Raw genomic sequence first — 25,278 nt, 5'->3', positions numbered from 1 at the left:
TAACCGTTTACACGAGAACGCAGAGGACAGAAAAAAGCTGGAGAAGCGAAGCGTTCGCCTTTATCCCTAGATTTTCACCTTTGAAAAAGAAGATCAAAAAATCTGGGGATAACAGCGATCGGAAGGTTGTTCTGTCATCGGAGTGGCAAGTGTAATTATGTTGTAGTTCCGACTGCGTTAACCAAAGGGAGGACATGGTATGAAACCAATTGTCAGAGAACATATTCAGCAGCTGGACGTATCGCTTGGCGGAGGGATTGTCAGTGAGAAAATCAGGGTCGACACGATCGATAACCCGATCCTGATTATTGGTCTTGGAGGAACGGGAATTGATGCGCTGCTGCGTCTCAAATATCAGATTAACCGCCGCTTCAAGCTGCCTCAGGACCCGGTATCCAAGAAAAAAATGGACAAGCCGGACAACGTGGAATTTCTCGCGTTTGAAACGAACGAGCAGGACCGTGCCAAGAAGTACAAAGGCATCGGGCTTGACCCGATAAACGAATTCGTCCTGCTGTCCAATGCCGAGATCGGTGGACTGCTGCAGAACCGCAGCGTACTTGAGCCATATATTACAGACTGGTTGTCTCCGGAACTGAGCATCACGGACGGTATGAATGGAGCAGCAGGTGTACGTCAGGCTGGACGTTTGCTGCTGTTCACCAAGATTAATCAGGTCGTGCAAGCCATCGACAAAAAGATCAAAACGTTATCCGTAGGTACCAACAAAAAGCTGATGGTGTTCCTGCTCACCGGTTTGTCCGGTGGTACGGGCAGCGGCTGCTTCCTCGATATTTCCTATATCGTACGCGGCATCATCGAACGCGATCATGGTTCTGCCGGGATTGACCGCGTTAATACGCTGGGATACCTGTTTACGCCAGACGTAAACCTGTCGAACAAAAGCTTGAGCGAACACACCCGCGAATACATTCGCAAGAACGGGTATGCTGCTCTCAAAGAGCTGGATTACTGGATGAACGTGGACAGCCGTGGGGAGCGTTTCACACAGAAATACGGCAATATTCTGACCGTAAATTCACCGCTGCCGCCATTTAACCTGTGTCATCTGATTTCGGCAACGAATACGGAAGGCAAGCTGCTGGAGAATGCTTATGACTACTGTATGAATGTTACGGCTGAGAACATCACCAACTTCATGGCCAGCGAGGAGAAGCAGTCGGGCGAAGAATTTGCGATTCACGATTATATTAGTAACATTCGCACCAACATTGCGCAGATGAACAAGGCTTATCCTGCCAACTATGATTACAACATTATTGGTGCCTCTTCGGCGGTACTCCCGATTGAAGAGATGACAACCTATCTGGCTTACCGGATGTTCGACAAAATGAGCACCATGTTCTCCAAAGCACCGAACCAGGAGGACACGGAGAAGTTCGCCCGCAAGCTGGGCATCGATCTCGAAAGTGTTGTGAAATCTTTCGAATCCCGAGTACCTGAACCTCTGCCCGGTTATCAGAACAGCGAACGTCTGTCGTACGGGAATGTGGTGAAATCACAGGTGGTGAACATGGACACCGAGCTGGAGCAGAACTTCCTGGCCCGTGCCCGTGAAGAATATATCAAGGCGAAGAAACAGCTGCCGGGCGAGATTGCCGGTCAGTTTACCGAACAGATCCGGCGCATGTTTTTGCATCCCGAACAGGGTCCGTTCTACGTCTCCCGTCTGATCTACACGGAGAAAGGGTTCTGTATACTGAAGATGATCCAGTCGTATATCGAAACCCTGCGTGAGAATGCGTTCCGCATTCCGCGTGACATTGAAGCTGCACAAGAGCAGTCCGAGGAAAAACTGGGCGACGCGAAGAGTGCTTTTGTTTCAAAAGAGAAAAAGAAGAATGCTTATATTGAAGCAAAAATTCATGAATACTGGCTGCACGCCGACGTGGAGCGCAACGATCAGATGATCGAGTTTTATGAAGATCTGTACGAATTGCTCAATCAGGAGAACAGCCGCATCTACAACGTATTTACGGAGACACTGAATGCACTCAGCTCGATTTTCTCCAAGAACGGGGATATTCTGACGCGTGGCGAGGAACAGTCCGATCACAAAGGGAATAAAACATACTACTGGAATGTGGTTAGTGTACCGGATATCGTCAATGTGGTGGATGGGCTGCTGGACAAGCGTGATACGGATGATCTGATCCGCGACTTCTCCCGTGAACTGCTGGAGAACTCGAACCAGTGGGTGAAGGAAAATGAGATTGACGTGGTCAGCTCCATTTCAGACTTCCTGACCGAGAAATTTGGAGACCTCATTACCCGTTCCATGGAAGACTTCCTGGTGATCAAATATGGACAGGACGAGTCTGTTGAGAAATTCGTGGAACGTCATATCGCAGGCAAGCTGGATGATGAGGCCGTTCCGGTGTTCAACCTGAGCAACAGCACAGGCAGTCTGCATTTCCCGTCATGGGGATTCGTCTCTGTGCCGACACAGGCACCGGGTATTCTCAAAGGGATTCGCAACTATCAGAACAATGCGGTCGGCAAATCCCACTTTACCGTTAAGGAAAGCGAAGTGCGCAACCGGATTTTCTGGCTGAATACGCGCAACGGGGTGCCGCTGTTTGTGTACACGCCGCTCAAAGTATATGAGGAAAGTTATGAACGCACCATTTTGGACAAGGAAGGCATTGGCCGCCATCTGGTGCAGACAGAGAAAAACAACTGGACCTACCTGCCGTCTCCAATTCCGGAAAAGTCCTGGGGCGATGTATACGAAAATGCCCGGGTGAAGCAGTATAACGCCCGCGTACGTACCGAATTCGAGCAAGCGATTGGATACAACATCATTACAGCCAAAACGATCGATGAAAATACGAGCAACCGTTATGCCGTTGTCACAACAGAGCCATTTGACCTGTCCGCGAAGCTGAATGCCTACGACATGCGTCTGACGTCAACGACCCCGAATCTGGGTGAAGTGAAGCGGGCAGTTACGGAACTGAAACGTCTGCAATCGGAAGGCCTGCCGCGTGTAGGGGTTAAAGATATTTTCGGTAGTATTAATGAGGATATGGCAAAAGAAAACCTGGTACGTTCCCCGCAGCTCATCGCAAGGGTACGTGAGGAACTGGCGAAGATGAATGCCATCTCGGCCAAAGTGGCCGAACTCGAAGGCATTCTTGCACAGCACCAGGATGAGGAACAGTGGTATGATCGCTTCATCGAAGCTCTGTATACCGACACGATCGTCAAAAAAGGCGCGCTCTATGTCTATGACCGTGATCCGGAAGAAGATGCATGGGAGCCGTTTGCGAACCTGATGAAGAGCCGCAACTTTGCCGAGTATGAAGTGTTTGGCAACTTCCGTGGTCTGTCCGAGAAAGATCGCAGCACACTGCTGCGCAAAGCTTCCCGCCGGGATAACGAATTAACGGCTTCGGAGGACATCGCTCCGCTGCTGGCGAAACTGGATGATCTGGCTGCCCTGTTCATGGAGTCCCGCGACCGATTGGAATATGAACGCGTGGAGCTGGCGAACGGTGAAGACATCTATCAATTCTACAGAACGATGTCGTCGAAGCTGAATGACATTCGCAGAAGGCTGAAGTAACATGGCGGCCGGGAGGGAGTTCAGTATGAACAATACCCTGAAGCGTGACCTGGAGAAGTATGCGGCACAGTATGCGGCGGAGCAGGAGCGGCAAGGCAGCCTGGGGGATGGACGAAGCAGCATCCATTACCCGGCCCTGTTTCTTTTTGTAGGCGACCTGGTCGAACCGGCCATGTCTGCAGTGCGAGAGATCAATCAGTTGAAGTGGGATAACGGTGAAGGCGTGGTGTATCTACACATTGGAACGGAGGGCGGGAAAGGCCGGGGGGGACGGGAACATCTTGATTCATCGGATGATGGTCAGGTGACCCATCATACCCTGCCTCTAACCACCGTACAGGCGGAGCGGCCTTCCAAGACCATGCGCAAGGATGTGCACCGCAGCTTTCACGATTCGGAGCAGGCGCTCTTCGGTCTGAATCGCACGTTACGCCGGGTGAGCAACCGGATTGCTGAATACGGGCGGCTGTATTCATCGTTTGACCGGATCTACGTGACCGTTGTCACGAGGGCGGATGATCCGCTGAATGTGCTCCTGCCCGAACTGACCAAGCTGACCGAAACCATTCTGGCCCAATCCTTCAAGTCAGTTCAGACGGATCTGCATGTGCTGGTCAGCGAAATGGAGCAGGTGGATTCCTTCGGATATGCAAGTGCAGCCGGACTCGCTTTCCTGCGTGAACTGGATTATATGCAGGCGCTGGACTATACGTTCAGCGGCAATCTGTTAGTGACGGAAGATGGCATTTCGATTCCGGTGGAGCATCCTTCTTCGCCCTTGTTCGATCTCGTCTATATCCTGTCAGACAAAAATGAGCGCGGAACCGGTGTAACCGGTGGATGGATGGAGAATGCCGAAATCATCTGCCGAATCTGCCTGCTGAAGAACCGGAAACAGGATCCCGATGCATTTGGTGCTGTTGCCAGCACGGGAGCCAACACCTATAACAATACGTCATTCAAAAACAATATTCGTACCACCTCGGACCAGCATGGCTATGCGAGTGCAGGTTTTGCCGAGATCAGACGGCCAAACAAACCAATCGCGCTCGCAGTCCTGTATCATCTGTACCGATATCTGCTGGATCGGATGCGGCAGGAACCCGAATGGAGCATGAAGGACAAGCTTGCTTTCTTCGGACTGGATGCGGCTTCCGTTGAGCGTAAGGTCGAAGGCCTGCTGCCTGAACAGGATCTGGTGGGCGGCATGAGCGGCATTATGACGCATAACGTCAGCTTCTCCGATCTGAAGCCGCTATCGCTGCGTGAAGCGGAGCGAGCGCTATTCGGTCAGGGAGCTGAAGCGTACTTCAGTGATAACATGGTACGTCCGGCTGAAGAACGTTTGCGTCAGCGCAGCAGCCAGGGCTCCCTGCGCCGGCAAGCGGAGCAGTCACGGACGGAGTATCCGGAGATTGGCTATTTTCAGTGGGCCTCATGGAGTGACAGCAGCCCCGGAAGCGTACGTGAGGCTCTGCTGGGACTCATTCGTGATAAGTCCGTTCAGCTCGATTCTGCACGTGCCCTGCTGGAACAGCGACAACAGGAGCAGGTGGAGGATCAGTCGTTCAAACGGGCATTGTTTCGCGACAAACAGAACGTAAGGAACCTGATCGATTGTTTGCTGGAGAGAGTGTATGTACCCAAAGTCGAACTGTTACGTCTGGAAAATGAACTGCAGTTGTTCCGGATCTGCGATTCGGAGATGGAAGAGCTTCACAGCTTCAGCCGCAGCGTAACGGCAGCATTGGAAGCACTGGAACGCATGCTGCGTGAGACGGCAGAAGAGCGTATCGCTGCCGCGGACGAATACATCGGGCAAAATGTGATGGAGTATTATGGCAAGGTGACAGAAGCGTTGATAGCCGATTTGGAGGGCAAGCGTGGACGGGATGTATGGTTTGAGGATCGTTATATGGGAGACATAAACCGGCTTGCTGCCGAAGGCAATGAGCGGTTGCTTCAGCGTCTGATGGAGGTATGCCATACATTACTGCTCACAGCGGAACCGCTGAGGGTGCCTTTTGAGGAAGAGCTGCTGCAGCGGGCGAATGTAACCATTGCTTATGGGGACAAGAACGTATTGACCCGTGACGATCTGTTCCGCAGGCTGTATCGTACGCTGGAAGATCAGGCGGTTATTCGGATACGGGTATTTGACTATACACAGGAACATCGATATGAAGAAAAGTATTTCTTTGGTGATCATCACAGTGCCTTCATGGACTATGCGGCGCATGCCGAGGAAACGTCACGCATCTATAAGCTGGGTGTTGTGTACGAAGAGCGCAGCAGTGGTGTGGAAAAGTTGAACCTGATGGGAGGGTTCCATCTGGAGGATCTGATGGTCTATCGCAACGGCAAGGTTTATTACGAATCGTATACGGAGAACGGTTATGAGCTTCACCCCTCCGATTTGGCTGATAAACTGTCACCTATGCGGTAGTACGACATGTCAGATCAACTCTGGTATTAATTCAGCCTTCAATAGGCTGGTTTGGAAAGGATGCATGCGAACATGCAGCGAAAAATCAATCTTCTCCTGGTCCTGTTCAGCCTGATTGGCGGAGCCGTGGGATTTGCGGCAGGAGAAATTATGCTGCGTCAGTGGCTCGGGGAAATGCCGCGCCTGCTGCTGATGGGATTATATTTCGGCGTACTGGCGCTGAGTGTGGGTCTGTTCTGTTTGCTCGCCGAGATGATCTCGCCCAAGCTGAACGGGTCTTCCTGGAAGCTGAGATATCTTGGCTTATCGTGGAAACTGCTCGTTCCGGCAACGCTGGCTCTGCTGTTTGTCGTTGGGCTGGTTTTTCAATTGTTGTATCAGATCAATCCAGGCGGTGTGAAACAGGTGAAAGACATCGTGCTGATGATCGACAACTCGGGCAGTATGACGGATACGGACCCCGATAATGGGCGTTTCGAAGCAGCCAAGACGCTGATCAATCAAATGGAAAGTGACAAGCAGGTTGCGGTGTTCACCTTTGATGATCAGCCGCAGCTGCTGCAGCCCTTTATCGCATTGGATAGTGAAGCAGCCAAAAACGAGGTGAACAGCAAGATCGACGGCATTGTCACAACGTCAGGCGGTACAAACTTCGATGCCGTGCTCCGGGAAGCGATGGAGCAGATCAAAGGCAAGCAGGACCCTAAACGCGGAACGGTTGCCATATTGCTCTCGGATGGATTCAGCGAGGCCGATACCTCAGATATTTTGGACGAATATGCGAATGAACAGATTGCCGTCAACACCGTCGGTCTGAGTCTGGTAGATCCATCCGGCACCGACTTGCTGCGCAGCATCGCTCAGCAGACAGGTGGCATGTACTATGACGTACCGGATTCCGGTGGTCTCAACATGGCATTTCAGCAAATTTACGATACGATTGACGAACGGACATTGGTGACCGAACGCACGGGCATGATGGAACACAGTACCTATCTTGCGATCTTCCGTGTTGGCGCTATGCTGCTGATTGGTATAGCGCTGGGTGTATCGCTTGGGCTGGTCTTCGATAACCGCCACCTGGCTGTCAGCTTCGGTATTGGCGGAGCGGTATCAGGCCTGCTTGCAGGACTTTTGCTGGAATGGGGGCTGGATGGATCACCTATTGGTGATACGTTTGTAAGATTCGGTGCGATGCTCATATTATCGGCTGTGCTTACGCTGTTTACCTGGATCATTCCCATCAAGGAGAATACGCCGCGGAGCAGCCGGGGTCGCCGTGAAGCAGGCAGGGGAACCCCGTCGGCAGACGGTTTCGGTCAGCGGGCGAGAGATACACGCAGCAAAGGATTTTAAACATCGGGAGGTTGGAGACACATGCGATTTGCAGATGCGGACCCTTCGGTGCCTCTGATTCGCAGACTTACACTTGCGGTGGACGATGGCTATTGTACGCTTCGCTGGCTTTGGCCGGAAGGTGTGGAAGCTGTGTACGTGGAACGGCTGGAGCTTGAGTTGGTTGGCGACGAGCAGAGCAGGGACCAGACTGCTCCAGGCAAGTTGAAGCTGTATACGAGAGAAGAATACAAGGCGAGTAACGGATATATGGACCGGATGACAGGGTTTGGCGCCATTCGGTATACGGTACATGTTTGCCGAATGTACGAGGACGGCCCGGTGCTGCTGCGTCAGTTGAATGACGAGAATACGGTCATTGCAAGCGCAGGCAAGGCGGATATCCATTTTTCCATCCGATACAAAAGCGGTTTTTTTCAAAAACGAAAAAGTGTACTCATGACCGTAACGGCAGAAGTGCCGGTGCCTAAGGAAGCGCTCTGTTATGTACGCAAGCAGGGCGGAGTTCCATTGAACAAGGAAGACGGTACGGTGTACCCTTTTGTCAGTGATTTTGCTCCAGGAAGAAATGAAATGCCGCCCGTGGAAGTGGCCAAGGATGACTATGTGAGGCTGTTCTTCACGGACGGACCGAAATACGGAGCCGTTTACCGCCTAATATCAGACTAGATGAATGTGAGGCAGACTCGAGCTGCCTGAACAGGGAGGGGAGTGGCTATGAGTTTTTTTAGTCGGTTTTTGAAGAGACAGCAGCCGGAAGAACGGCCGCCGTTTTACGATATTGTATGTCCTTATTGCTTCAGCAAGTTTTCACCGGAAGAGGTGGTGTTCCGCGCTGCCCATCACCGGGACGACGATGAAGATTATGCACTGGGGGAAGATGCGAAGCTGAATCGGTATCGCGAACGCTTTGGGCTGGATACCGTATTCGATATGGAAGCCGTTCTGGCTCCGCATGATGTGCCTGAGGAACATCGGATCTATTCGGATAACATTGTGATGGGACTGAATGACCGGTACGGAGTAGTTACGCGGCGCCGGTTGTGTCCACACTGTCATAATGAGCTGCCGGTTACGGCAGGCAAGGCACCAAGCAATATCATTTCCATTATCGGTGCATCCCAGGTGGGCAAGTCGGTGTACATGACATCGTTGATTCATACACTGCAGCACTATACCGCTGACCACTTCGATGCAGCCTGCATGCCGCTAAATGCGGAGATTAGCCGCAGGTTCCGCGCAGATTACGAAGAACCGCTGTTCGAGCGGGGGGATCTGCTGGATTCGACGCAAAAAGAGAAGCTGCAGGAGCCGTTTATTTTTCAGTTTGTGTTCAAGGATGAAGATAAAGCACCGCTGACCCTGGTCTTTTTTGACGTGGCCGGCGAGGGTATGGTTGAGCAGGATTACCTGGGTCTGCATGGACAGCATATCAAGAACTCAGCGGGTATCCTGTTTATGGTGGACCCACTTCAGATTCGTTCGATTCGGGACAAAATCCGCATTAACCTCGGCAACGAGCCGGGCGAGTGGACACCACGATATGATGAGCCGCGCGATGTCGTATTGACGCTGTTCGGTGATTTCATCGCCTATCAGGACAAAGCCAAGACGAATATCCCTACGGCCGTTGTGCTTACCAAGAGCGACATGCTGCACTCCCTTAAGGATGAAGAGGGGGATTATATCAAATCCAACAGCAATGTATTCCGCAATATGGTACACCGCGACTGGTTCGATCTGACCGAATTCGAAAATATCGACGGAGAGATCCGGCGTTTTATCGAGAAGGTGGACCGTCCGTTCAAAGGCACGATGGATGTGTACTTCAAGGATACGGCCTATTTCGCAGTATCTGCGCTGGGCAGCAATCCGGTGGATATGAAGCTGCAGGGTGTCGTGAGTCCCATCCGGGTGGACGAGCCGTTTCTGTGGCTGCTGTACAAGCTGAAGTACATTGAGGGGAGAGTGGGATGATGCGTTCTTCCATGACCCCGCCAATTGAACAACAGATGTACACAAGAGAGCGGCGCGGGGTGTTTCGCACAACGGAGGGGTTCGATACGGTTGCGGCATCGCCGGGACTGGATCCTTCTTTTATCAAAAAAATTCTTCATCCCTATTGCGTCTACGACGCTCCTGCGGAGCTGACGGGCCGGAGTGAGAAGGACGAGGCGAAGTTCCCGTCATCCATTCATCTGATTCATCTGGAGAGCGGAGAAACGATTCTTGGGCAGAATGTGTACCAGTCTGCAGATTTCACCGGGCTGCGCAGCGCCTTTTTTGCACATAACTATGTCCTGTCTCCGGAACGCTCCGAAGAACAGATGAAGCAGGGGAATTGGCTGGATGCTGTATTCGCCACGTCATATGACATCGAACAAGGCACGGTATTGCCTGCCTTGACTGAATTGCCGGGTGCGCCATTAAATGGGCAAGGGATTGGCTTGGGAGCCGGAGCTAGTGCCCGTGCAGCAGCACCAGCCGATATTTTGGGAGCACTCAAAATGAACGAAACACTCTTCAAGCGTTTGCTCTATGCGGTCATGCAGGCCGTAGCGACCCGGCGAAAGGTATACATTTCGCTGGACCTGCCTGCTGAGGAGATCACGGCTGGAGCCAAGGAACTGCTTCGCCTGCTCTTTGCTGCACTGCCTTACGCTTTCAGGCGGCAGCTCGGCTTCATGACATTTGCCAAGGAGCCGCAGGCCAAGAAGGGAGTCCATCTTCAGTTTGTAGAGCGGGGAACGCTCCGTCCCAAAGACCGGAATACGGAGAAGGATTTTACCTTCGATCTGGCTACCGGGAGGGTAACACATGCGGAAGCGTCGGTAGCCCAGCTTCCTTATGCGGAGTTTGCCTGGTCATTGCTGCAGGAGCCGGAAACGGCAGTTTCATTCTATACCTTTGCAGATGAGATGTTATCCGGCACAGAACCAGGACGCGAGCTTTCCATTGAAGCTTACGGGGAACTGTCCGTGTTTTACCGTCTTGAGCAAGGGATGGAAGAGCTCTACCTGAATAATAAGGGCGGGGTTCTAAGCGGACTGCTTACCTATCTGAAGCCGGAAGGCGGAGCCCAGCGGCGTTCGCGCCTGAATGAACTGTTCCTTACCCTGCTCAGCCGGGAACTCGACAGCGTTAAAAGGGAGAATGTACCCGAGGAAACGGTCGCTGCACGCATCGGGGAGTACTTCCGTGTCGCTGCGCCTGTCGTCCAATCCCGGATCGTGGACTATTTCATCTATGCGGTGAACAATGCCAGGTCTCAGAAACGGATGATGGCCGTACAGGAATTGTATGCTTTACTGGATCGTGATTCTGGGCTGAGCCTTGCATTCTTCGATAAAGTACTGGCCAATGAATCACTGACGAAGCTGCTGTTTGAGCCTTATCTGGACAGTCAGCTGAAACGTACGGAAACCGCATCGGATGTTATAGGGGTGATCGAGCGTTGGGTAACCAAGCATACAACTGCAGTGCACAACAGCTTCCTGCTGGAACGGACAGCCACGGAGCTGCGTGAACGATTATGTTCTGCGCCGAACCCGGTTCAGGCTGCCAATGAAGCGCTCAAAAGGGTGAGTGTGCTCGACCGGGTTTCCTCTGACATGTTGGTCAACGATGGAATTAAAGCTCGAATTGGGCAGTCTGAGACGGTGACCAGGTCCGGCCGCCCGAGGGGAGCCGAATCAGCAGGATTATCCGCTTATCAGGAGGAGCTGACACGTCTCGCCGATAAGCTGGCATATGTCATTAATCTGTTTCTCATCCAGGATCTTGATCTGGAACGGGTAAACCGGGAGCAGCTATTGAGCATAGATATTTTGCTGCACAGCAGCGAGGTACGTGACTGGGCGGCACGTCAGGGCCAGGATGTATCCGCGCGTACGAACATGATGCTGGCGGCCAGAGCGTTGCTGAGCGGTGAAGGACGTGAAGAAGAGGAACTGGAATCGCTGAGCCTTGCGGAGCGGAATGAACTCCAGCGTTGGGCACGCCGCTGGCTCGCGGACGAACTGCGGAATCATCCGGGAACGCCTGCATACGAGGCGCTGTCGCTGGCCTTCTATCGGGGAGGGAGCGGCAGCAAGCTGGACTATGCGGGGCTGATTGAGTTTGTCCGAAGCAATGCTGGCAGTGCGGACGTCTTGTATTCATTTTTCGAATGGTCGGGGAATCAGCGGTTGTTTATTCGGGGCTCCCAGGCGAACAAAGCGTATTCGGACGCCATTGTAGCCTATTTCAAGGAACATGATCGGGAAGCCTTCAAGTCCAAGTCGGCGTTCAAGCCGTATTATGCGAGAGCGGGCAAAACGATGAAGCCAGCCTACGATCGGGCCAAAACGGAATTATCTTCACCGCTTGTGCGCATGCTGACGGGCAAGAGAAAGAACCTATTTTTCGGATCGGTTATCGTCATCCTGATTCTGGGTATAACCGGGGTTACGTATGCACTGACGGTGAATAAAACAGAATCGCCAGAAGCGGCACCTCCACAGACACAGGAGCCCGTGGTTCCGGCCGAGCCTGAGGTGCAGCTTGCAGAGCAGATCGCTTATGTAATTCCGGCATCCGAGGCAGACGGGACGAACAAAGATGCACAGCTGGTGCTCCGTTTCAGAAATGAAGCAGACAGTAATGCGTTATCGCCCGGCTCGCTCCAATTAACCATGCAGGATGGAACAACGCATGAGGTTGATGCGGCGGCCGATTGGGAGAGCTTTAACCGAAATGAGGAACCGGATGCGGAGGGGCCGACAGGAGATACGAGTTCATCTGAAGGAACTTCTGGGGATACGTCTACAGGCTCTGCGAATGATGAAGAGCAGGTAGAGGACTCCGACCAGGGGACAGGTACACCAACGATGGATGATTCCACTACAGATCAAGCAGCAGATGCAGAGATGAATGGAGAAAGCGGGAATACTTCTGGCTCCGCAGATGCTGATGGAGATATGGAGCAGGGAACGGACAACACATCGTCCGATACTTCGGACACAGCGGTGGGATCAGATTCGACTTCATCAAAAGAGCTAACGGTCGCTGAAGCGGATCGCCTGTATCCCTATGGGCAGCAGATGACGTTACCTCCTGAAATTAATCCGGAAGACATCGTAAGTGTCCAGATGGGTACGGTGGTAATCAACCTGATGCCAGAACCGAAGCTGTAGCCGTAGCGTAATTATTTATAACCAAAATGGGAATGCAAGATGACCTTGGCATGTAGTCGGGGTCATCTTTTTTTACTTTTTATTTTCTCACGAATAATTTAGGGAGTTCTTATATTTATCAAAATATGCAACTTTCTGATTTTTGGAGATGTCTGACATGAGAGGAGCTATTCTAATAATAAAATGAAGGCAGGTAACCAATGATGCGTGTGTATTTCATACTTTTGATGTGTATTGTGCTCTTGGGTTGTTCGAACACTTTAAGTGGAGACGCACAGCCGGATCATATTCAAAAAGAAGATGGCGGCCCAGTGATTGCAACGAAACAATTAGGGGAGTACATGCTCCGATTCGCCATTCAGAAATCAGATGATCATACGTTCACTTTTCAACCAGGTTTGAAGTATGTGGGGAATGATGTCAGTCATGTGATTCTGCATTCCAAGCAAGTTTTTGCAGTGGATATACAAGTGAGTGGGGAGACCATTCTTCCGCCACGGACAACGACAAGTGAAGGTCTGACAACAAACTTGACGAATGAGGAATGGTATACGGAACAAGTTGAGATCACACTCACTCGAGCACAAATTCAAAAGTTAACCGAATCAGAGGGGACCATTGTGCTCAATGCCTATTTTCAATCCGAGCAGTCCGGTTTTGTAGATGAGAAGAGAATGATTTTAAATGCATCCCAAGTTCTGTTGGAAAATAAGGAATAGAATTATGCTTGTTCACAAATCAGACACAATAACCTAGATTCAGAAATTTTGGAGAGTGAACAACAGTGATAAAATGCGCGTTTACGTTGAGAAAACTCTCACAACAATCATAGGAACCCCGACAATAGAACCTTTAAACACACCAAGATATCCTAAAACAAAGCGAAAAGATTGGTTTTTTGGGTTGACAAATGATAATGATTATCAGTATCTTTAGTATAGAAGATTTGTTGTGCCGGAAATACGCTGAACATATAAATTCGTTTTCGTTATCGATAGCCGGAATACATAACCGGGATAAATGAGAGAGGGATGATCGCATGTTTCGTCTGGAGACGTCCAAGCTGGATATCGCTTATGAAGAAAGACTGATTGTTGAGGATCTGAATATTCAAATTCCCCAAGGAAAAATTACTGCGCTTGTTGGAGCCAATGGTTCAGGTAAGTCGACCATCCTGAAAACGATGGCACGGATCATGAATCCAAAAGCAGGTAGCGTACTGCTCGACGGGAAGTCCATTCATAAGCAATCCACCCGCGAAGTAGCCAAGCAGCTTGCGATTTTGCCGCAAAATCCTACGGCACCCGAGGGACTTACAGTAACGGAACTGGTCTCCTACGGAAGATTCCCTTATCAAAAAGGATTTGGCTCCATGCGTGCTGAAGACAAACGCATGATTGAATGGGCCATCGAAGTAACTGGCATGACCGAGTTTCATGATCGTCCAATTGATCAGTTGTCTGGTGGACAACGCCAGCGTGCCTGGATTGCCATGGCACTTGCACAAGAGACTGACATCTTGTTCCTGGACGAGCCGACGACATTCCTCGACATGGCTCACCAGCTTGAAGTTCTGCAATTGCTGGAGATGCTGAATGCAACGGCAAATCGCACCATTGTCATGGTTGTACATGACCTGAATCATGCTTCCCGTTACGCACATCACATGATTGGCATTAAAAAAGGTAAAGCGATCGCTACAGGCTCCCCTGTAGAAGTCATGAACTGTGACGTGCTTCGCGAAGTGTTCAACATTGAGGCCGATATCGTGATTGATCCGCGTTCCGGTGTGCCGCTGTGCCTGCCATACGCTCTTGCTGGTGAACGCCAGCAAACGGCAGCGCCAGATCAAATGGTGATGAACAGTGCAATGATGAATGCTGCTGCTGGACGCTCGGAACAACGTGTTCGTACCGCAACAGGAAGTTAAAGAAATGGACCTGTATGGTCCTAAATTATAGAATGCAGCCGCTTTGCACTTGTGCAGGCGGCTCATTCGCATTCATGGGAGGACTGCAGGAATGGGAGCTATCAACTACACCTGGTTACAGCAATATGGAAGAATCACAACCGAGGCGAGCATGGAATCGGTATATGAAATGCCCATGGCGGCGCTAAGGCAACCGGAGAAGGCGAGAGAGATGCTCGAAGTGTATAACAAACACCTTCAGGCAGAATCCATCCGTTCTGCGGCCGTATATTTCATGCATTCGGTTCGCGGGCTGATGCTCGGGGTTCATTACATGACTGCACTCTGTGATACGTGGGTTGATCTATCGCTGGAAAACATGAATCTGCAGTTGGAAGTGAAGGATGGCCGCGCGGCCTTCTGTTTTCAACTGGTGGATGGTACAGAGTATCCTCACCCATCTCCGGTGTGTCCTACAGATACGACAAAGATCTCATGGCGTACCGATGTCCTGACCTCATATTACAGGGAGCAGCTGCGTCCCCTGATTGAAGGAGTAGCATCTGCTGGAGATGCTAACCTCGGTCAGATGTGGTCACAGCTTGCCTCCATGCTCCGCTGGTACAAAACAACAGCACTGCAGATGAACATTGAAGAGGCAGAGCGTGAAGCGGTAATTGAAGGATATGAGCACGTTATTGCTATGCCTGCAGATCTGCTCGGTCTAAAAAAGAATGTGCTATCTTTCAAGCCGGTCGAAATTGATAATCCGCACCAACCTGGAGAGACCATGCTAATGAAGCCGGTATGCTGCCTGCATCATCAGGTGTATGGAGGCCAGAACTATTGTTATAGCTGCCCCAAACTCAGTAAGGCAGAGCGGCAGGAGCGTTATGACGCTATTGTGGCAGCCAAATTAGGGTAACCCGCAGAGGTTCGGATTGTGAATTTGGTAAATGGTTGGCACAGGACTATAATATGGAGACAGGCGCTGTATTACTTTGTCATTTGCAACGTAAAGGCAGCAGCCCAAAAACCAACATCTGTCATGGGAGGAATCAGTCATGTCCGTATATTCGTATCAGGCCGTAACGACTGCCAATCAGGAAGTGCCGCTGGATCTGTACCAAGGTAAAGTTCTTGTCATCGCCAATACGGCGAGCAAGTGTGGGCTGACTCCGCAGTATGGAGAGCTGCAAAAGTTATATGATCGTTACCGCGATCAGGGTCTGGTTGTACTTGGATTCCCTTGTAACCAGTTTGGAGGTCAGGAGCCAGGTACAAGCGAGGAAGCCGAATCCTTCTGCCAAGTAAACTATGGCGTTAACTTCCCCGTATTTGCCAAAGTCGACGTGAACGGTGAGGATGCTCATCCGTTGTTCCAGTATCTTCGCGAGCAGCAGCCTGGCGCAAGTGAAGATAACACGATTCAATGGAATTTCACCAAATTCCTGGTTAATCGTGAAGGAGAAGTTGTCGGACGTTTTGAACCCAAAGAGTCTCCTGAAGCCATGACTGCAGAGATTGAGAAGCTGCTGGGCTAAACAAATAGAACAGATAAAGCCTGTCTCCATTGCTGGAGGACAGGCTTTTTTGGATCAATTAAATCATTCAGATTAGGGCAACGGTTTTTTTAAGGTGTAATATCCTTGGTCTGAGGCAAGCTGAAGGAGATTACGGGCGTAATTGCCAGCCCATGAATAGCCGTTTCGCCGCTCCTCGCTAATGTCCATGATATCCATGTACTTTTTGCCGTCGCGGTCGGCGTAGAAGGGCGCATCTTCTTCCACATTGTAAAAACGGTACCAGATCACACTCGTCGGATCAGGCTCAAAATAAACAGGCCCTTGGCGATTGTACTTGGTTCCATCCTCACGAACCTGATCGAACCAGCGGAGGGCGCCCTTGGCTGCTCGTTCAATCTCCGGTGTCTGAGGTCTGGACATAAGGAAAGCGGTGATGGCTACGGATTCGGAGCCTGACTTGGACGCCAGCTCATAGGCTCTTCCGGATACAGGTGCATAAGTTGAAGGATCATGCTGGGCACCCCATACCGTAGGTACACCGTCGTTGATAATTTGGGCTTTCAGTGTATACGCAATCCCGTTATCCAAGGCTTTTTCCAGCTTCCCCCTTGTATCCTCACTCAGGATATCGTTGTTAAATCCTTTGCGCTTTTCAATGATGTCATCGATGAGAACCATGGTTCGCACCATGGCATTGTCATTATAAGTGACACTATCTGAATAATTGCCACGTTGCGGGTAGACTTGAGGCCATCCGCCTGATGGGTATTGGGAAACGAGGATAAAGTCCACCGCTTTGCGAACACTGTCCCGGAAGAGGGGATTGCCCGTTTTTTCATACATGTCAGCCAGGAAGCGGATCTCTGTTGTAGTTGCATCATTATCAAACGTTCCAAGTTCTACGCCTTTTGAGTCTTTCCAGTCAGAGCGTGGTGTTATCCCGTCCCATGAAGACTTATACTTCTCCTCCATCGCTTTGAAAAATCCCCCATGCGGCAGCTGCCAGGATACCATGTTCAGAGCATATGCGGTGTCCTTGGCCATGTCACCTGTGGAGAACATGCTGTAATCCCTGAGCTTATTCAGCAGTGAAGATACATCAACGCCTGCGGAAGTTTTGGAAGATAGCACCTCCGTTTTGATTGTAACAGGCGGCGAATCGGCGAAAGCAACAACAGGTTTAGCAATGTCTGCGGTCAGCATGGCAATAATTGCGGTGACAGGTACGAGACTTAATGAAACAGAGATTGAACGTTTCTTCAAATGAACGCCTCCCAATAGTAATTGGTATTCCATTCATATAAAACCCAAATTAAGGATCAATATTATTGTAAGCGCTTACCAATATAAAAAGCAACCATTCATCTAGAATTTTTTTTTACTAATTTAATCATGAGAGACGGACAGCTAGCCGCCGGATACATATTGAAGAGTTGATTTCTCAAGAAGTTCCGGAAGCATAATCATGGCTCGAACAGGGGACAATATTCTGAGTGAGGATGAGATTCCCCAGAGGCTCGAAAGAAGTTTTTTATTTATTTTGAGAAAACACTTGTAATGTGAAAAAGATCACATTATAATGAGTACATGAAGTGAAATAAATCACAAAGGCAACCGACGTAAAGTGAATGTTTTCACAATATCATTTAATCTCATTAGTGAATATATTCACAAGTATGAGAAAGTGAGATAGCAAACATCGTCCAAATTCGAGGAATCAAGGCAGCACAATGATAAATGATGAACTTTATTTTATAACTTCAAGGGGGACCTTTATTATGAAAATCGCAGTTATCGGATGTACACATGCAGGAACCGCAGCGATCGTGAATACCGCCAAATTGTACCCGGATGCTACCATTACGGTGTATGAACGCAATGACAATATTTCCTTCCTTTCGTGTGGTATCGCACTTTATGTAGGTGGCGTCGTGAAAGATCCGGATGGATTGTTTTACTCTTCGCCAAACCAGCTGGCCGAGCTGGGTGTAGTCACTAAAATGCTGCATGAAGTTACGGCAGTGGACGCTGCGAATCATAAGCTTCAGGCTAAAAACCTGAAAACCGGGGAAGAATTTGAAGACACGTTCGACAAGCTCATTGTGACGACAGGTTCATGGCCGGTAGTCCCAAAACTCGAGGGAATCGAGATGGAAAACATCTTACTTTGCAAAAACTACAACCATTCCAATATGATCATCGAAAAGGCAAAAGAAGCTAAACGCGTTACTGTTGTCGGAGCAGGGTATATCGGTGTTGAACTGGTTGAAGCGTTCCAAATGAACGGCAAGGAAGTAACATTGATCGATAGCGTGGACCGCATTCTGAATAAATATCTGGATCCTGAATTCACAGATGCCATTGAAGAGACATTAACGGGACGGGGCATCAAACTGGCGCTGGGCCAAACGGTGCAGAAATTTACCGGAGAGAATGGCAAAGTGACAAAGGTGATTACATCCAAAGGTGAATTTGAAACCGACCTCGTAATTCTATGCATTGGATTCCGTCCAAATACCGAATTGCTCAAAGGGCAGGTGGATATGCTGCCAAACGGCGCGATCATCGTGGACAAATACATGCAAACAAGTCAAAAAGACATTTTTGCCGCTGGAGACAGCTGTGCAATTCACTATAACCCAACCGGCAAAGCTTCCTACATTCCGCTGGCGACCAATGCCGTAAGAATGGGTACACTTGTAGCCCGTAACCTCGTTCGTCCTACGACGCCGTACATGGGTACGCAGGGAACATCGGGCATTAAAATTTATGACCAAAATATTGCAGGTACAGGTCTGACCGAAACATCTGCTGCAGATGAAGGTCTGGTGGTCGAAGCCGTGACGCTGGAAGATGCTTACCGTCCGGAGTTCATGCCGACGGCTGAGAAACTGCTGCTCAAAGTGATTTATGAGCAGGCCACACGCCGGATTGTCGGGGCACAAGTCATGTCCAAGGCAGATCTGACACAGTCGATCAATACGATCTCGGTATGCATACAGAATAACATGACCGTAGATGAGCTCGCCTTCATCGACTTCTTCTTCCAGCCTCATTACAACAAACCGTGGAACTTCCTGAACTCGGCTGGCCTTCAAGCTCTGCCTCCAGTGGAAGTGAAAGCACCTGCATTGGTTTAAAAAATACCTTATCTAAGGAGTGATCCCTCTGGGGATTACTCCTTTTTATATATTCGCATCTTTTCTTCCGGCCAGGTAATTCCTTAAATTCAAAACAGATCAATTTGGAATAAACCCATGAGGTTGTGATTAATTGCACAAAGTTTTAAAGCGAGCCGCGATACAATAATATCATCCAATGAAACGTTCAAACGTTCCCTATGTCATACGGTTTACAGCGTTTCGTGAACAGTGAAGGAGAGGATGGTTATGGCGGCAAAAACACCTCTTGAGGTTGCACAATATACGGTGAAAACGGGGATGAAGAAGGCACAGAACAGGGTGTCCTCTGTGCTCGTTCTCAGTTTCCTGGCAGGGGCATTTATCGCGCTTGGATTCCTGCTGGATATTCGGGTTATTGCCTCCGCCCCGGCAGAATGGGGCAGCTTGGTCAACCTGATCGGCGCTGCGGTATTCCCCGTAGGATTGATTATGGTATTGATCGGCGGAGGAGAACTGCTGACAGGCAATATGATGGCTGTACCGCTCGCCACGCTGGCACGCAAATTGTCCGTGGGCAGCATGCTGAAAAACCTTACTTTAGTTACGATAGGCAATTTTTTGGGTGCACTGTTCGTGGCATATGCATTCGGGCATGTGCTTGGCCTCACGGGAGAAGGCGTATATCTGGCCAAGGTTGTGGATATGGCAGGACACAAGCTGCATGATGGCTTTCTTCAGGCGTTTATATCGGGAATCGGGTGTAACTGGCTGGTTGCCCTGGCGGTCTGGCTGTCTTATGCATCCGATACGATGAGTGGCAAAGTGCTCGGCATCTGGTTTCCAACGATGGCCTTTGTCGCTATTGGGTTTCAGCACGTGGTTGCCAACATGTTTCTTATTCCGGCTGCGATCTTCGAAGGACATTATTCGTGGGGGCAGTATATCATGAACTTCATTCCGGTATGGCTCGGTAATCTTACAGGAGGCGCGCTGTTCGTTGCTGCAGCCTACTGGATGGTGTACTTGCGCAAGACGGAACCCGAGGTCAAAGCGGTTGTTCCGACGGTGGAGCCGGAAGCCAGACCAATGTGGAGCAAGCAGGCATAACAATATATTTCAATCATATATAGTAGCGATTCCATATCGCCTGGAACACAGTGATTGTATGCTGTGAACGGGCGAGCAGGGGATCGCTTTTTATGTCCAGACAGAATAAATTCGCCATGACAAGGTTCGGGGGAACGAAACCTGTTCATGGCGAATTTCGGGAGTGGTCCATGATATGGCATGAGGAGGAAGTGGGGAAACACTAACCTAATGCCTTGTTCTTAATTTACCCCTGAATTTAGGAGGTGAATCATGGGGTGCAAACTTTTTTTAGAAAAAATGCATCGTGCGTACAGCGTCGAAAACAAGACTGTTCTCTTTACGCCATTACCTCCAAAATTATATGATGTAAGGATAGTTTTAAATGGGGAGGACTTGTACATATGATCGATCAGGAGAATGGCGTGTTTCCGGCGGTTTGCCCGCTTGACTGCCCGGATACTTGCGGCCTGCTGCTTCATAAGGAAAACGGTAGAATCGTAAAGGTTGCAGGCAATCCGGATCATCCGATTACAAAGGGTGCCATCTGCAATAAAGTCAGAAACATGGCGGAGCGGGTATATCATCCCGAGCGGCTGCAATATCCGATGCGACGTGTGGGAGCGAAGGGCGAGGGCAAGTTCGAACGTATAAGCTGGGACGAAGCCATTGATGAGATAACGGGAAAATTCAAATCTGTATCCGAGACGTATGGTTCTGAAAGCATCCTGCCATACAGCTTTTACGGCAACATGGGCATCCTCGGGGTAGACGGCATGGACCGTCGTTTCTTCAATGCGCTTGGTGCCAGTATGCTGGAGCAAACGATCTGCAATGCGGCCGGCAATACAGGATGGAAATATACGATGGGCGCTAACCGGGGAACCCTGCCCGAAGATACGGAGCATGCGGATCTCATTGTCATCTGGGGCGGCAACATTGTCAGCACAAACATGCATCAGGTGGTCCTGGCTGAGAAAGCCCGCAAAAAGGGAGCCCAAATTGTGGTCATCGATGTTCACCGGAATCGTACGGCGCAATGGGGGGACTGGTTTATCCCCCTCTATCCGGGCACAGACAGCGCACTCGCACTGGGATTGATGAATGTACTGTTTGAACAGGGATTGACGGACGAAGCCTTTATGCAAAAGTATACCGTGGGCCATGAGGCTCTCCGTGATCATGTTCGCAGCTATACCCCTGAGCGCGTTGCACGCATTACTGGCGTACCGGAAACGGATATCGTGAAGCTGGCTGAGCTTTACGGTAAAGCACAGGCGGCGCACATCCACATCGGTAACGGTCTCCAGCACCATGATAATGGAGGCATGAATGTGCGAAGTGTAGCCTGTCTGCCTGCCATTACGGGGCAGTGGCTGAAGCGCGGTGGCGGTGCCGTGCGCACCAACAGCTATGCGAGCACCAATAGCGACGCACTGGAGCGTCCGGAGCTTCGCAGCAATCCAGAGCCGCGAGTCGTGAACATGAACCGGATTGGTGAAGCGCTGCTGGAAGCGGAGCAGCCCATCCGGGCCATGATGGTCTATTGCAGCAATCCACTGGTTGTGGCACCGGATACCGAGCGGGTCGAGCGAGGTTTTGCGCGGGAAGATTTGTTTACAGTTGTGCATGACCTGTTCATGACGGATACAGCGAAATATGCGGACATTCTTCTGCCAGCCAAATCTTCATTTGAAGCGACGGATCTCTACACCTCCTACTGGCATCAGTATGTTCATCTGCAGGAGCCGGTTATTGCACCTGTGGGTGAGAGCAAGAGCAATGTGGAGCTGTTTTCACTGCTGGGACTGGCCATGGGATATGATCCTGAGATTTTCGGTGAAACGCCGGAACAGATGATTGCGGGTGCCCTTACGGATACAGGTAATCCTTATATGAACGGAGTTACGCTGGAGGCACTCCAGGAGCATCGTTTTGTAAAATTGGACATGGCTCCACATGCATCATATCTGGAACAGCTGCCTACACCGTCGGGTAAGATTGAGTTGTTCTCCGAGGCGATGGCGGAGAGAGGCCTGCCACCGCTGCCCACGTATCGTGCTTTGGTCGAAGGGTATGACGGAGAACATCCGGCCGGACCTGATGATGTGCATCCGCTTATGTTCCTGTCGCCACCGAACCACAACTTCTTGAACTCTTCCTTTGCCAATACGGAGAAGCATCAGCGTATGGAGAAAATGCCAATGCTGCAAATTCATCCGGAGGATGCTGCGAGGAGAAACATTCAAGATAGCGATGCGGTGGTGGTGTGGAATGAGCGAGGACGGATCGAACTTACCGCAAAGGTGAGTGAAGCCATGCTGCCGGGTACAGTCATCAGCCAGGGCTTGTGGTGGGATGGCAGTGGCCGGAAGCAGCGGGTAAACTCGCTGACGTCCAATCGGCTGTCCGATATGGGCAACGGGGCAACATTCTTCTCGGCCACTGTCGAAGTGAAGCGTCAATGAGTGTGCTTGCGCATTGGGGCTTTTCAGGTAAGATGAACAATGGATAAACCCTGGAGCAGAATGTAGAAAGTTAAAGTTATCTTTAATAAATACGAATGGCCTCTGCTCTGGTCGAAGAATAGCCGTGAGCAGAGGTTGTTTTGCTTTTTTATGGTGTTAAGGAGAATGAATAAAGATGATGAGATGGTTGGATACATATCCAAAGGAAGTCAAAGTATTTTTGCTGGCAAGTCTGGTTAACGCGACAGGAAGTGCCTTGATGTGGCCGCTGACCACGATGTATGTGTTTGATGAACTCGGACGGACCATGGCTAATGCGGGATTCGTTATATTAATCCAGTCGCTCGGTGGTATCTTTGGCCAGCTGCTTGGTGGCGCACTATATCACAGGGTAGGCGTCAAGAAACTGATTATCGGATCGCTTGCCCTTAATGCTCTCGGGCTGTTTGCACTGCCCTGGATTAGTGCGTACTGGGTCGTGTTTATATGTGCGATGGGCTGGATCGGTTTGTTCAGTTCGTTGTCACTGCCTGCCATTCAGGCCTTCATTGGCTTTCGGTTTGCGGAGCGGCGGGGAGAACTGTTCAATATTATTTATGTGGCAAACAATATCGGTGTAGCGATTGGTACGGCACTCAGTGGTTTTTTGGCCGACTTTTCCTATCATCTCAGTTTTGTACTGAACGGAGTGACCTCTGCCGGGTTTGCGATCTTCTTCTGGTACTATCTGTCGCGGGCGGAACCGGATCAGGGAGAAGTCCATTTGACGAAACGCAAAACTGTTCAGGATGGCCCGGGGATCTGGGCGCTGCTCGGCAACACCAGATTATACCTGTTTATGAGTCTGGGTGTGTTGTTCATCCTGTTTGGCAATTCCATCTGGAATACTGGCGTGTCACCGTATATTATCTCTGAAGGTATGGAAAAACGGATGTACGGCCTGCTCTGGACGCTTAATGGGGTTTTGATCTTCGTAGGTCAACCGTTCACCAGCTGGGTTAAACGTACCATGGCCCGCACCTCCACTGCGCAGATGGCAGCAAGTGCGGTGTTCTACGGTATGGCTTACATCGTCATGATTACCATGTACAGCTACCCAGGTATGGTTCTTGCAATGGTTCTGGCTACCTTTGGGGAAATGCTGATCTCGCCTGCAACTCCGGCCTTTATATCTGAACATGCTGGCAGATCCGCACCATTTTATATCGGGGTGTCAGGCGGGATCGGATCGATTGGTCGTGTCATAGGCCCGTATGTGATGGGTGTGATGTATGATAAGCAAGGCTTGATTTCCGTAGCCTGGCTGGCGACAGCCATGGCGGGGGTGGCACTGCTCGGTTTTGTACTCCATGCCGTGCTGAATCGCCACCGCGAGGTGAAGGAGTATGGTTTGGATAACTAGAGTCTTCTAGATGGAGTATCATTGGAGCAGACATGTTGGACGGGATGAAAGTCCATCCAGCATGTCTGTATGTTCCATAAAATCATGATTGACAAAATAATGTTTTTATGCTATAATTTACATATTATTTGTTTCCGTATATACTAAGGTTCTCCTGGCCAGGGGGAACCTTATTTTTGTTGTGCGGGAGGATCCACGATGAAGCCAAATGAATCCAGCATCACATCCTTGATCTCGGCCTTTGGCCGCGCTTATCACAGTCAGTATGACACACCTCTGATTTTCAATGATTATATAGCCAGGGAGCTGATTGCTCCGCAGGAATTTGAACAGATTCGTGAGCAAATGGTAAAGGGCATTCATTTTTTTAATCCGGAAATGGCTGATATTGTTAAGGAGGATCCCGATCAAATATTGAAATGGATCACACAAGTTCAGCTGTCCCCGATTGCTCTGTCGAGGGCTGCCTATTGCGAGCAGGTGCTGCTCCATGAAGTTACACTGGGAGCCAGACAGTATGTCATTCTGGGAGCAGGAATGGATACCTTTGCATTAAGAACTCCGGAACTGAGCGACAGTCTGAATATCTTTGAAGTAGACCACCCGGCCACACAGCAGTTCAAGATCGATAGGCTGAATTGGGCCGACCTATCTATTCCTAGCAACCTGCATTTTGTTCCGATGGATTTCACGCATGAGTTTAGTTACGAGAATCTAACGAACAGGGGCTTTCGGAATCAGAAAACGTTCTTTAGCCTGCTGGGCGTTACGTATTATCTGACCAAAGAGGTGTTGTCCAATCTCATGATGCATGCCTTTGCCAACCTCCCATCCGGAAGTTCAATTGTACTGGATGCTGCAGACGAACGACTCTTTGAGGAAAAAGGAATGTTTAACCGGGTAGAGAACATGGTAAAGCTGGCTGCCGTAGGTGGCGAGCCGATGCAATCCTGTTTTACGTACAGCGAGATTGAGCGCATGCTGGTGGATGCTGGCCTGCTCATTTATGAGCATCTGTCGCCAGAAGATATCCAAGAGCGATACTTCAGTAATCGTACTGATGACCTCTCTGCATTTGAAACCATCCATTTTATCCATGCGGTCAAAAAATAAATGCCTGTTCAGCATGCTTCGCTTTGAATCAAAAATACCCTTCTCCTGGTTTTACAGGGGAAGGGTATTCGTATTGAACAGTGTAAA

Annotated in this window: 16 protein-coding genes; 15 read left to right on the top strand and 1 reads right to left on the bottom strand. The window is 50.1% G+C overall.

Features of this window, described 5'->3' with window-relative positions; genetic code table 11:
• Positions 1-199 precede the first annotated feature (199 nt).
• From HP552_RS17730 to HP552_RS17685, 10 genes are all read left to right on the top strand, one after another.
• Positions 200-3,589, top strand: a complete 3,390-nt coding sequence (locus HP552_RS17730; RefSeq protein ID WP_175396735.1) for a tubulin-like doman-containing protein — start codon at positions 200-202, stop codon at positions 3,587-3,589.
• Positions 3,590-3,614: 25 nt separating this feature from the next.
• Entirely contained in the window at positions 3,615-6,035 is a 2,421-nt protein-coding gene (locus tag HP552_RS17725) for a transcription initiation factor TFIID (RefSeq protein ID WP_246310946.1), read from the top strand.
• Positions 6,036-6,107: 72 nt separating this feature from the next.
• A complete protein-coding gene (locus tag HP552_RS17720; RefSeq protein WP_175396734.1) occupies positions 6,108-7,391 on the top strand; it encodes a vWA domain-containing protein in 1,284 nt (427 codons plus the stop codon).
• Between the two features lie 21 nt (positions 7,392-7,412).
• Positions 7,413-8,060 (top strand): beta-mannanase, encoded by a 648-nt coding sequence (locus HP552_RS17715; RefSeq protein ID WP_175396733.1) that lies wholly within the window; start codon positions 7,413-7,415, stop codon positions 8,058-8,060.
• A 48-nt stretch (positions 8,061-8,108) separates the two neighbouring features.
• Positions 8,109-9,368, top strand: coding sequence for a TRAFAC clade GTPase domain-containing protein (locus tag HP552_RS17710; protein ID WP_175396732.1), 1,260 nt, complete (start codon positions 8,109-8,111; stop codon positions 9,366-9,368).
• Positions 9,365-12,565 (top strand): GAP1-N2 domain-containing protein, encoded by a 3,201-nt coding sequence (locus HP552_RS17705; RefSeq protein WP_175396731.1) that lies wholly within the window; start codon positions 9,365-9,367, stop codon positions 12,563-12,565. The genes HP552_RS17710 and HP552_RS17705 overlap by 4 nt, the downstream gene beginning before the upstream one ends.
• A gap of 200 nt (positions 12,566-12,765) precedes the next feature.
• Positions 12,766-13,284, top strand: a complete 519-nt coding sequence (locus HP552_RS17700) for a hypothetical protein (protein ID WP_175396730.1) — start codon at positions 12,766-12,768, stop codon at positions 13,282-13,284.
• 320 nt (positions 13,285-13,604) lie between these two features.
• Positions 13,605-14,495, top strand: a complete 891-nt coding sequence (locus HP552_RS17695; protein ID WP_175396729.1) for an ABC transporter ATP-binding protein — start codon at positions 13,605-13,607, stop codon at positions 14,493-14,495.
• A gap of 91 nt (positions 14,496-14,586) precedes the next feature.
• The gene (locus tag HP552_RS17690; RefSeq protein WP_175396728.1) at positions 14,587-15,399 is read left to right on the top strand and encodes a hypothetical protein; all 813 of its coding nucleotides are present in this window, start codon (positions 14,587-14,589) and stop codon (positions 15,397-15,399) included.
• A 139-nt stretch (positions 15,400-15,538) separates the two neighbouring features.
• Positions 15,539-16,018 carry a glutathione peroxidase gene (locus HP552_RS17685; RefSeq protein ID WP_175396727.1) on the top strand — a complete coding sequence of 160 codons (480 nt, stop codon included), beginning with the start codon at positions 15,539-15,541 and terminating at the stop codon, positions 16,016-16,018.
• Positions 16,019-16,090: 72 nt separating this feature from the next.
• On the opposite strand, the gene pelA is transcribed toward HP552_RS17685, so the two are convergent.
• Positions 16,091-17,263: a pectate lyase gene (gene pelA / locus HP552_RS17680; RefSeq protein ID WP_246310945.1), complete on the bottom strand. Its 1,173-nt coding sequence runs from the start codon at positions 17,261-17,263 to the stop codon at positions 16,091-16,093.
• Positions 17,264-17,778: 515 nt separating this feature from the next.
• On the opposite strand from pelA, the gene HP552_RS17675 reads away from it, so the two are divergent.
• From HP552_RS17675 to HP552_RS17655, 5 genes are all read left to right on the top strand, one after another.
• Positions 17,779-19,140, top strand: a complete 1,362-nt coding sequence (locus tag HP552_RS17675; RefSeq protein ID WP_175396725.1) for an FAD-dependent oxidoreductase — start codon at positions 17,779-17,781, stop codon at positions 19,138-19,140.
• 249 nt (positions 19,141-19,389) lie between these two features.
• A complete protein-coding gene (locus HP552_RS17670; RefSeq protein WP_175396724.1) occupies positions 19,390-20,229 on the top strand; it encodes a formate/nitrite transporter family protein in 840 nt (279 codons plus the stop codon).
• Positions 20,230-20,612: 383 nt separating this feature from the next.
• Positions 20,613-22,676 carry a molybdopterin-containing oxidoreductase family protein gene (locus HP552_RS17665; RefSeq protein ID WP_175396723.1) on the top strand — a complete coding sequence of 688 codons (2,064 nt, stop codon included), beginning with the start codon at positions 20,613-20,615 and terminating at the stop codon, positions 22,674-22,676.
• A 178-nt stretch (positions 22,677-22,854) separates the two neighbouring features.
• Complete coding sequence (locus HP552_RS17660; RefSeq protein ID WP_175397064.1) at positions 22,855-24,078, top strand: MFS transporter; 1,224 nt, start codon at positions 22,855-22,857, stop codon at positions 24,076-24,078.
• Positions 24,079-24,276: 198 nt separating this feature from the next.
• Positions 24,277-25,191 (top strand): class I SAM-dependent methyltransferase, encoded by a 915-nt coding sequence (locus HP552_RS17655; RefSeq protein WP_175396722.1) that lies wholly within the window; start codon positions 24,277-24,279, stop codon positions 25,189-25,191.
• Positions 25,192-25,278: the final 87 nt, after the last annotated feature.

Origin of the sequence: Paenibacillus xylanilyticus, assembly GCF_013359935.1 — a bacterium.
GTDB lineage: Bacteria > Bacillota > Bacilli > Paenibacillales > Paenibacillaceae > Paenibacillus > Paenibacillus xylanilyticus.
This window is presented reverse-complemented; position numbering and strand designations above follow the sequence as displayed.

Coding starts and splice junctions, on each gene's coding strand:
- HP552_RS17685 (WP_175396727.1), top strand. CDS start 15,539: ATGTCCGTATATTCGTATCAGGCCGTAACGACTGCCAATCAGGAAGTG.
- HP552_RS17655 (WP_175396722.1), top strand. CDS start 24,277: ATGAAGCCAAATGAATCCAGCATCACATCCTTGATCTCGGCCTTTGGC.
- HP552_RS17710 (WP_175396732.1), top strand. CDS start 8,109: ATGAGTTTTTTTAGTCGGTTTTTGAAGAGACAGCAGCCGGAAGAACGG.
- HP552_RS17695 (WP_175396729.1), top strand. CDS start 13,605: ATGTTTCGTCTGGAGACGTCCAAGCTGGATATCGCTTATGAAGAAAGA.
- HP552_RS17715 (WP_175396733.1), top strand. CDS start 7,413: ATGCGATTTGCAGATGCGGACCCTTCGGTGCCTCTGATTCGCAGACTT.
- HP552_RS17705 (WP_175396731.1), top strand. CDS start 9,365: ATGATGCGTTCTTCCATGACCCCGCCAATTGAACAACAGATGTACACA.
- HP552_RS17725 (WP_246310946.1), top strand. CDS start 3,615: ATGAACAATACCCTGAAGCGTGACCTGGAGAAGTATGCGGCACAGTAT.
- HP552_RS17690 (WP_175396728.1), top strand. CDS start 14,587: ATGGGAGCTATCAACTACACCTGGTTACAGCAATATGGAAGAATCACA.
- HP552_RS17720 (WP_175396734.1), top strand. CDS start 6,108: ATGCAGCGAAAAATCAATCTTCTCCTGGTCCTGTTCAGCCTGATTGGC.
- HP552_RS17730 (WP_175396735.1), top strand. CDS start 200: ATGAAACCAATTGTCAGAGAACATATTCAGCAGCTGGACGTATCGCTT.
- HP552_RS17665 (WP_175396723.1), top strand. CDS start 20,613: ATGATCGATCAGGAGAATGGCGTGTTTCCGGCGGTTTGCCCGCTTGAC.
- HP552_RS17670 (WP_175396724.1), top strand. CDS start 19,390: ATGGCGGCAAAAACACCTCTTGAGGTTGCACAATATACGGTGAAAACG.
- HP552_RS17675 (WP_175396725.1), top strand. CDS start 17,779: ATGAAAATCGCAGTTATCGGATGTACACATGCAGGAACCGCAGCGATC.
- HP552_RS17660 (WP_175397064.1), top strand. CDS start 22,855: ATGAGATGGTTGGATACATATCCAAAGGAAGTCAAAGTATTTTTGCTG.
- HP552_RS17700 (WP_175396730.1), top strand. CDS start 12,766: ATGATGCGTGTGTATTTCATACTTTTGATGTGTATTGTGCTCTTGGGT.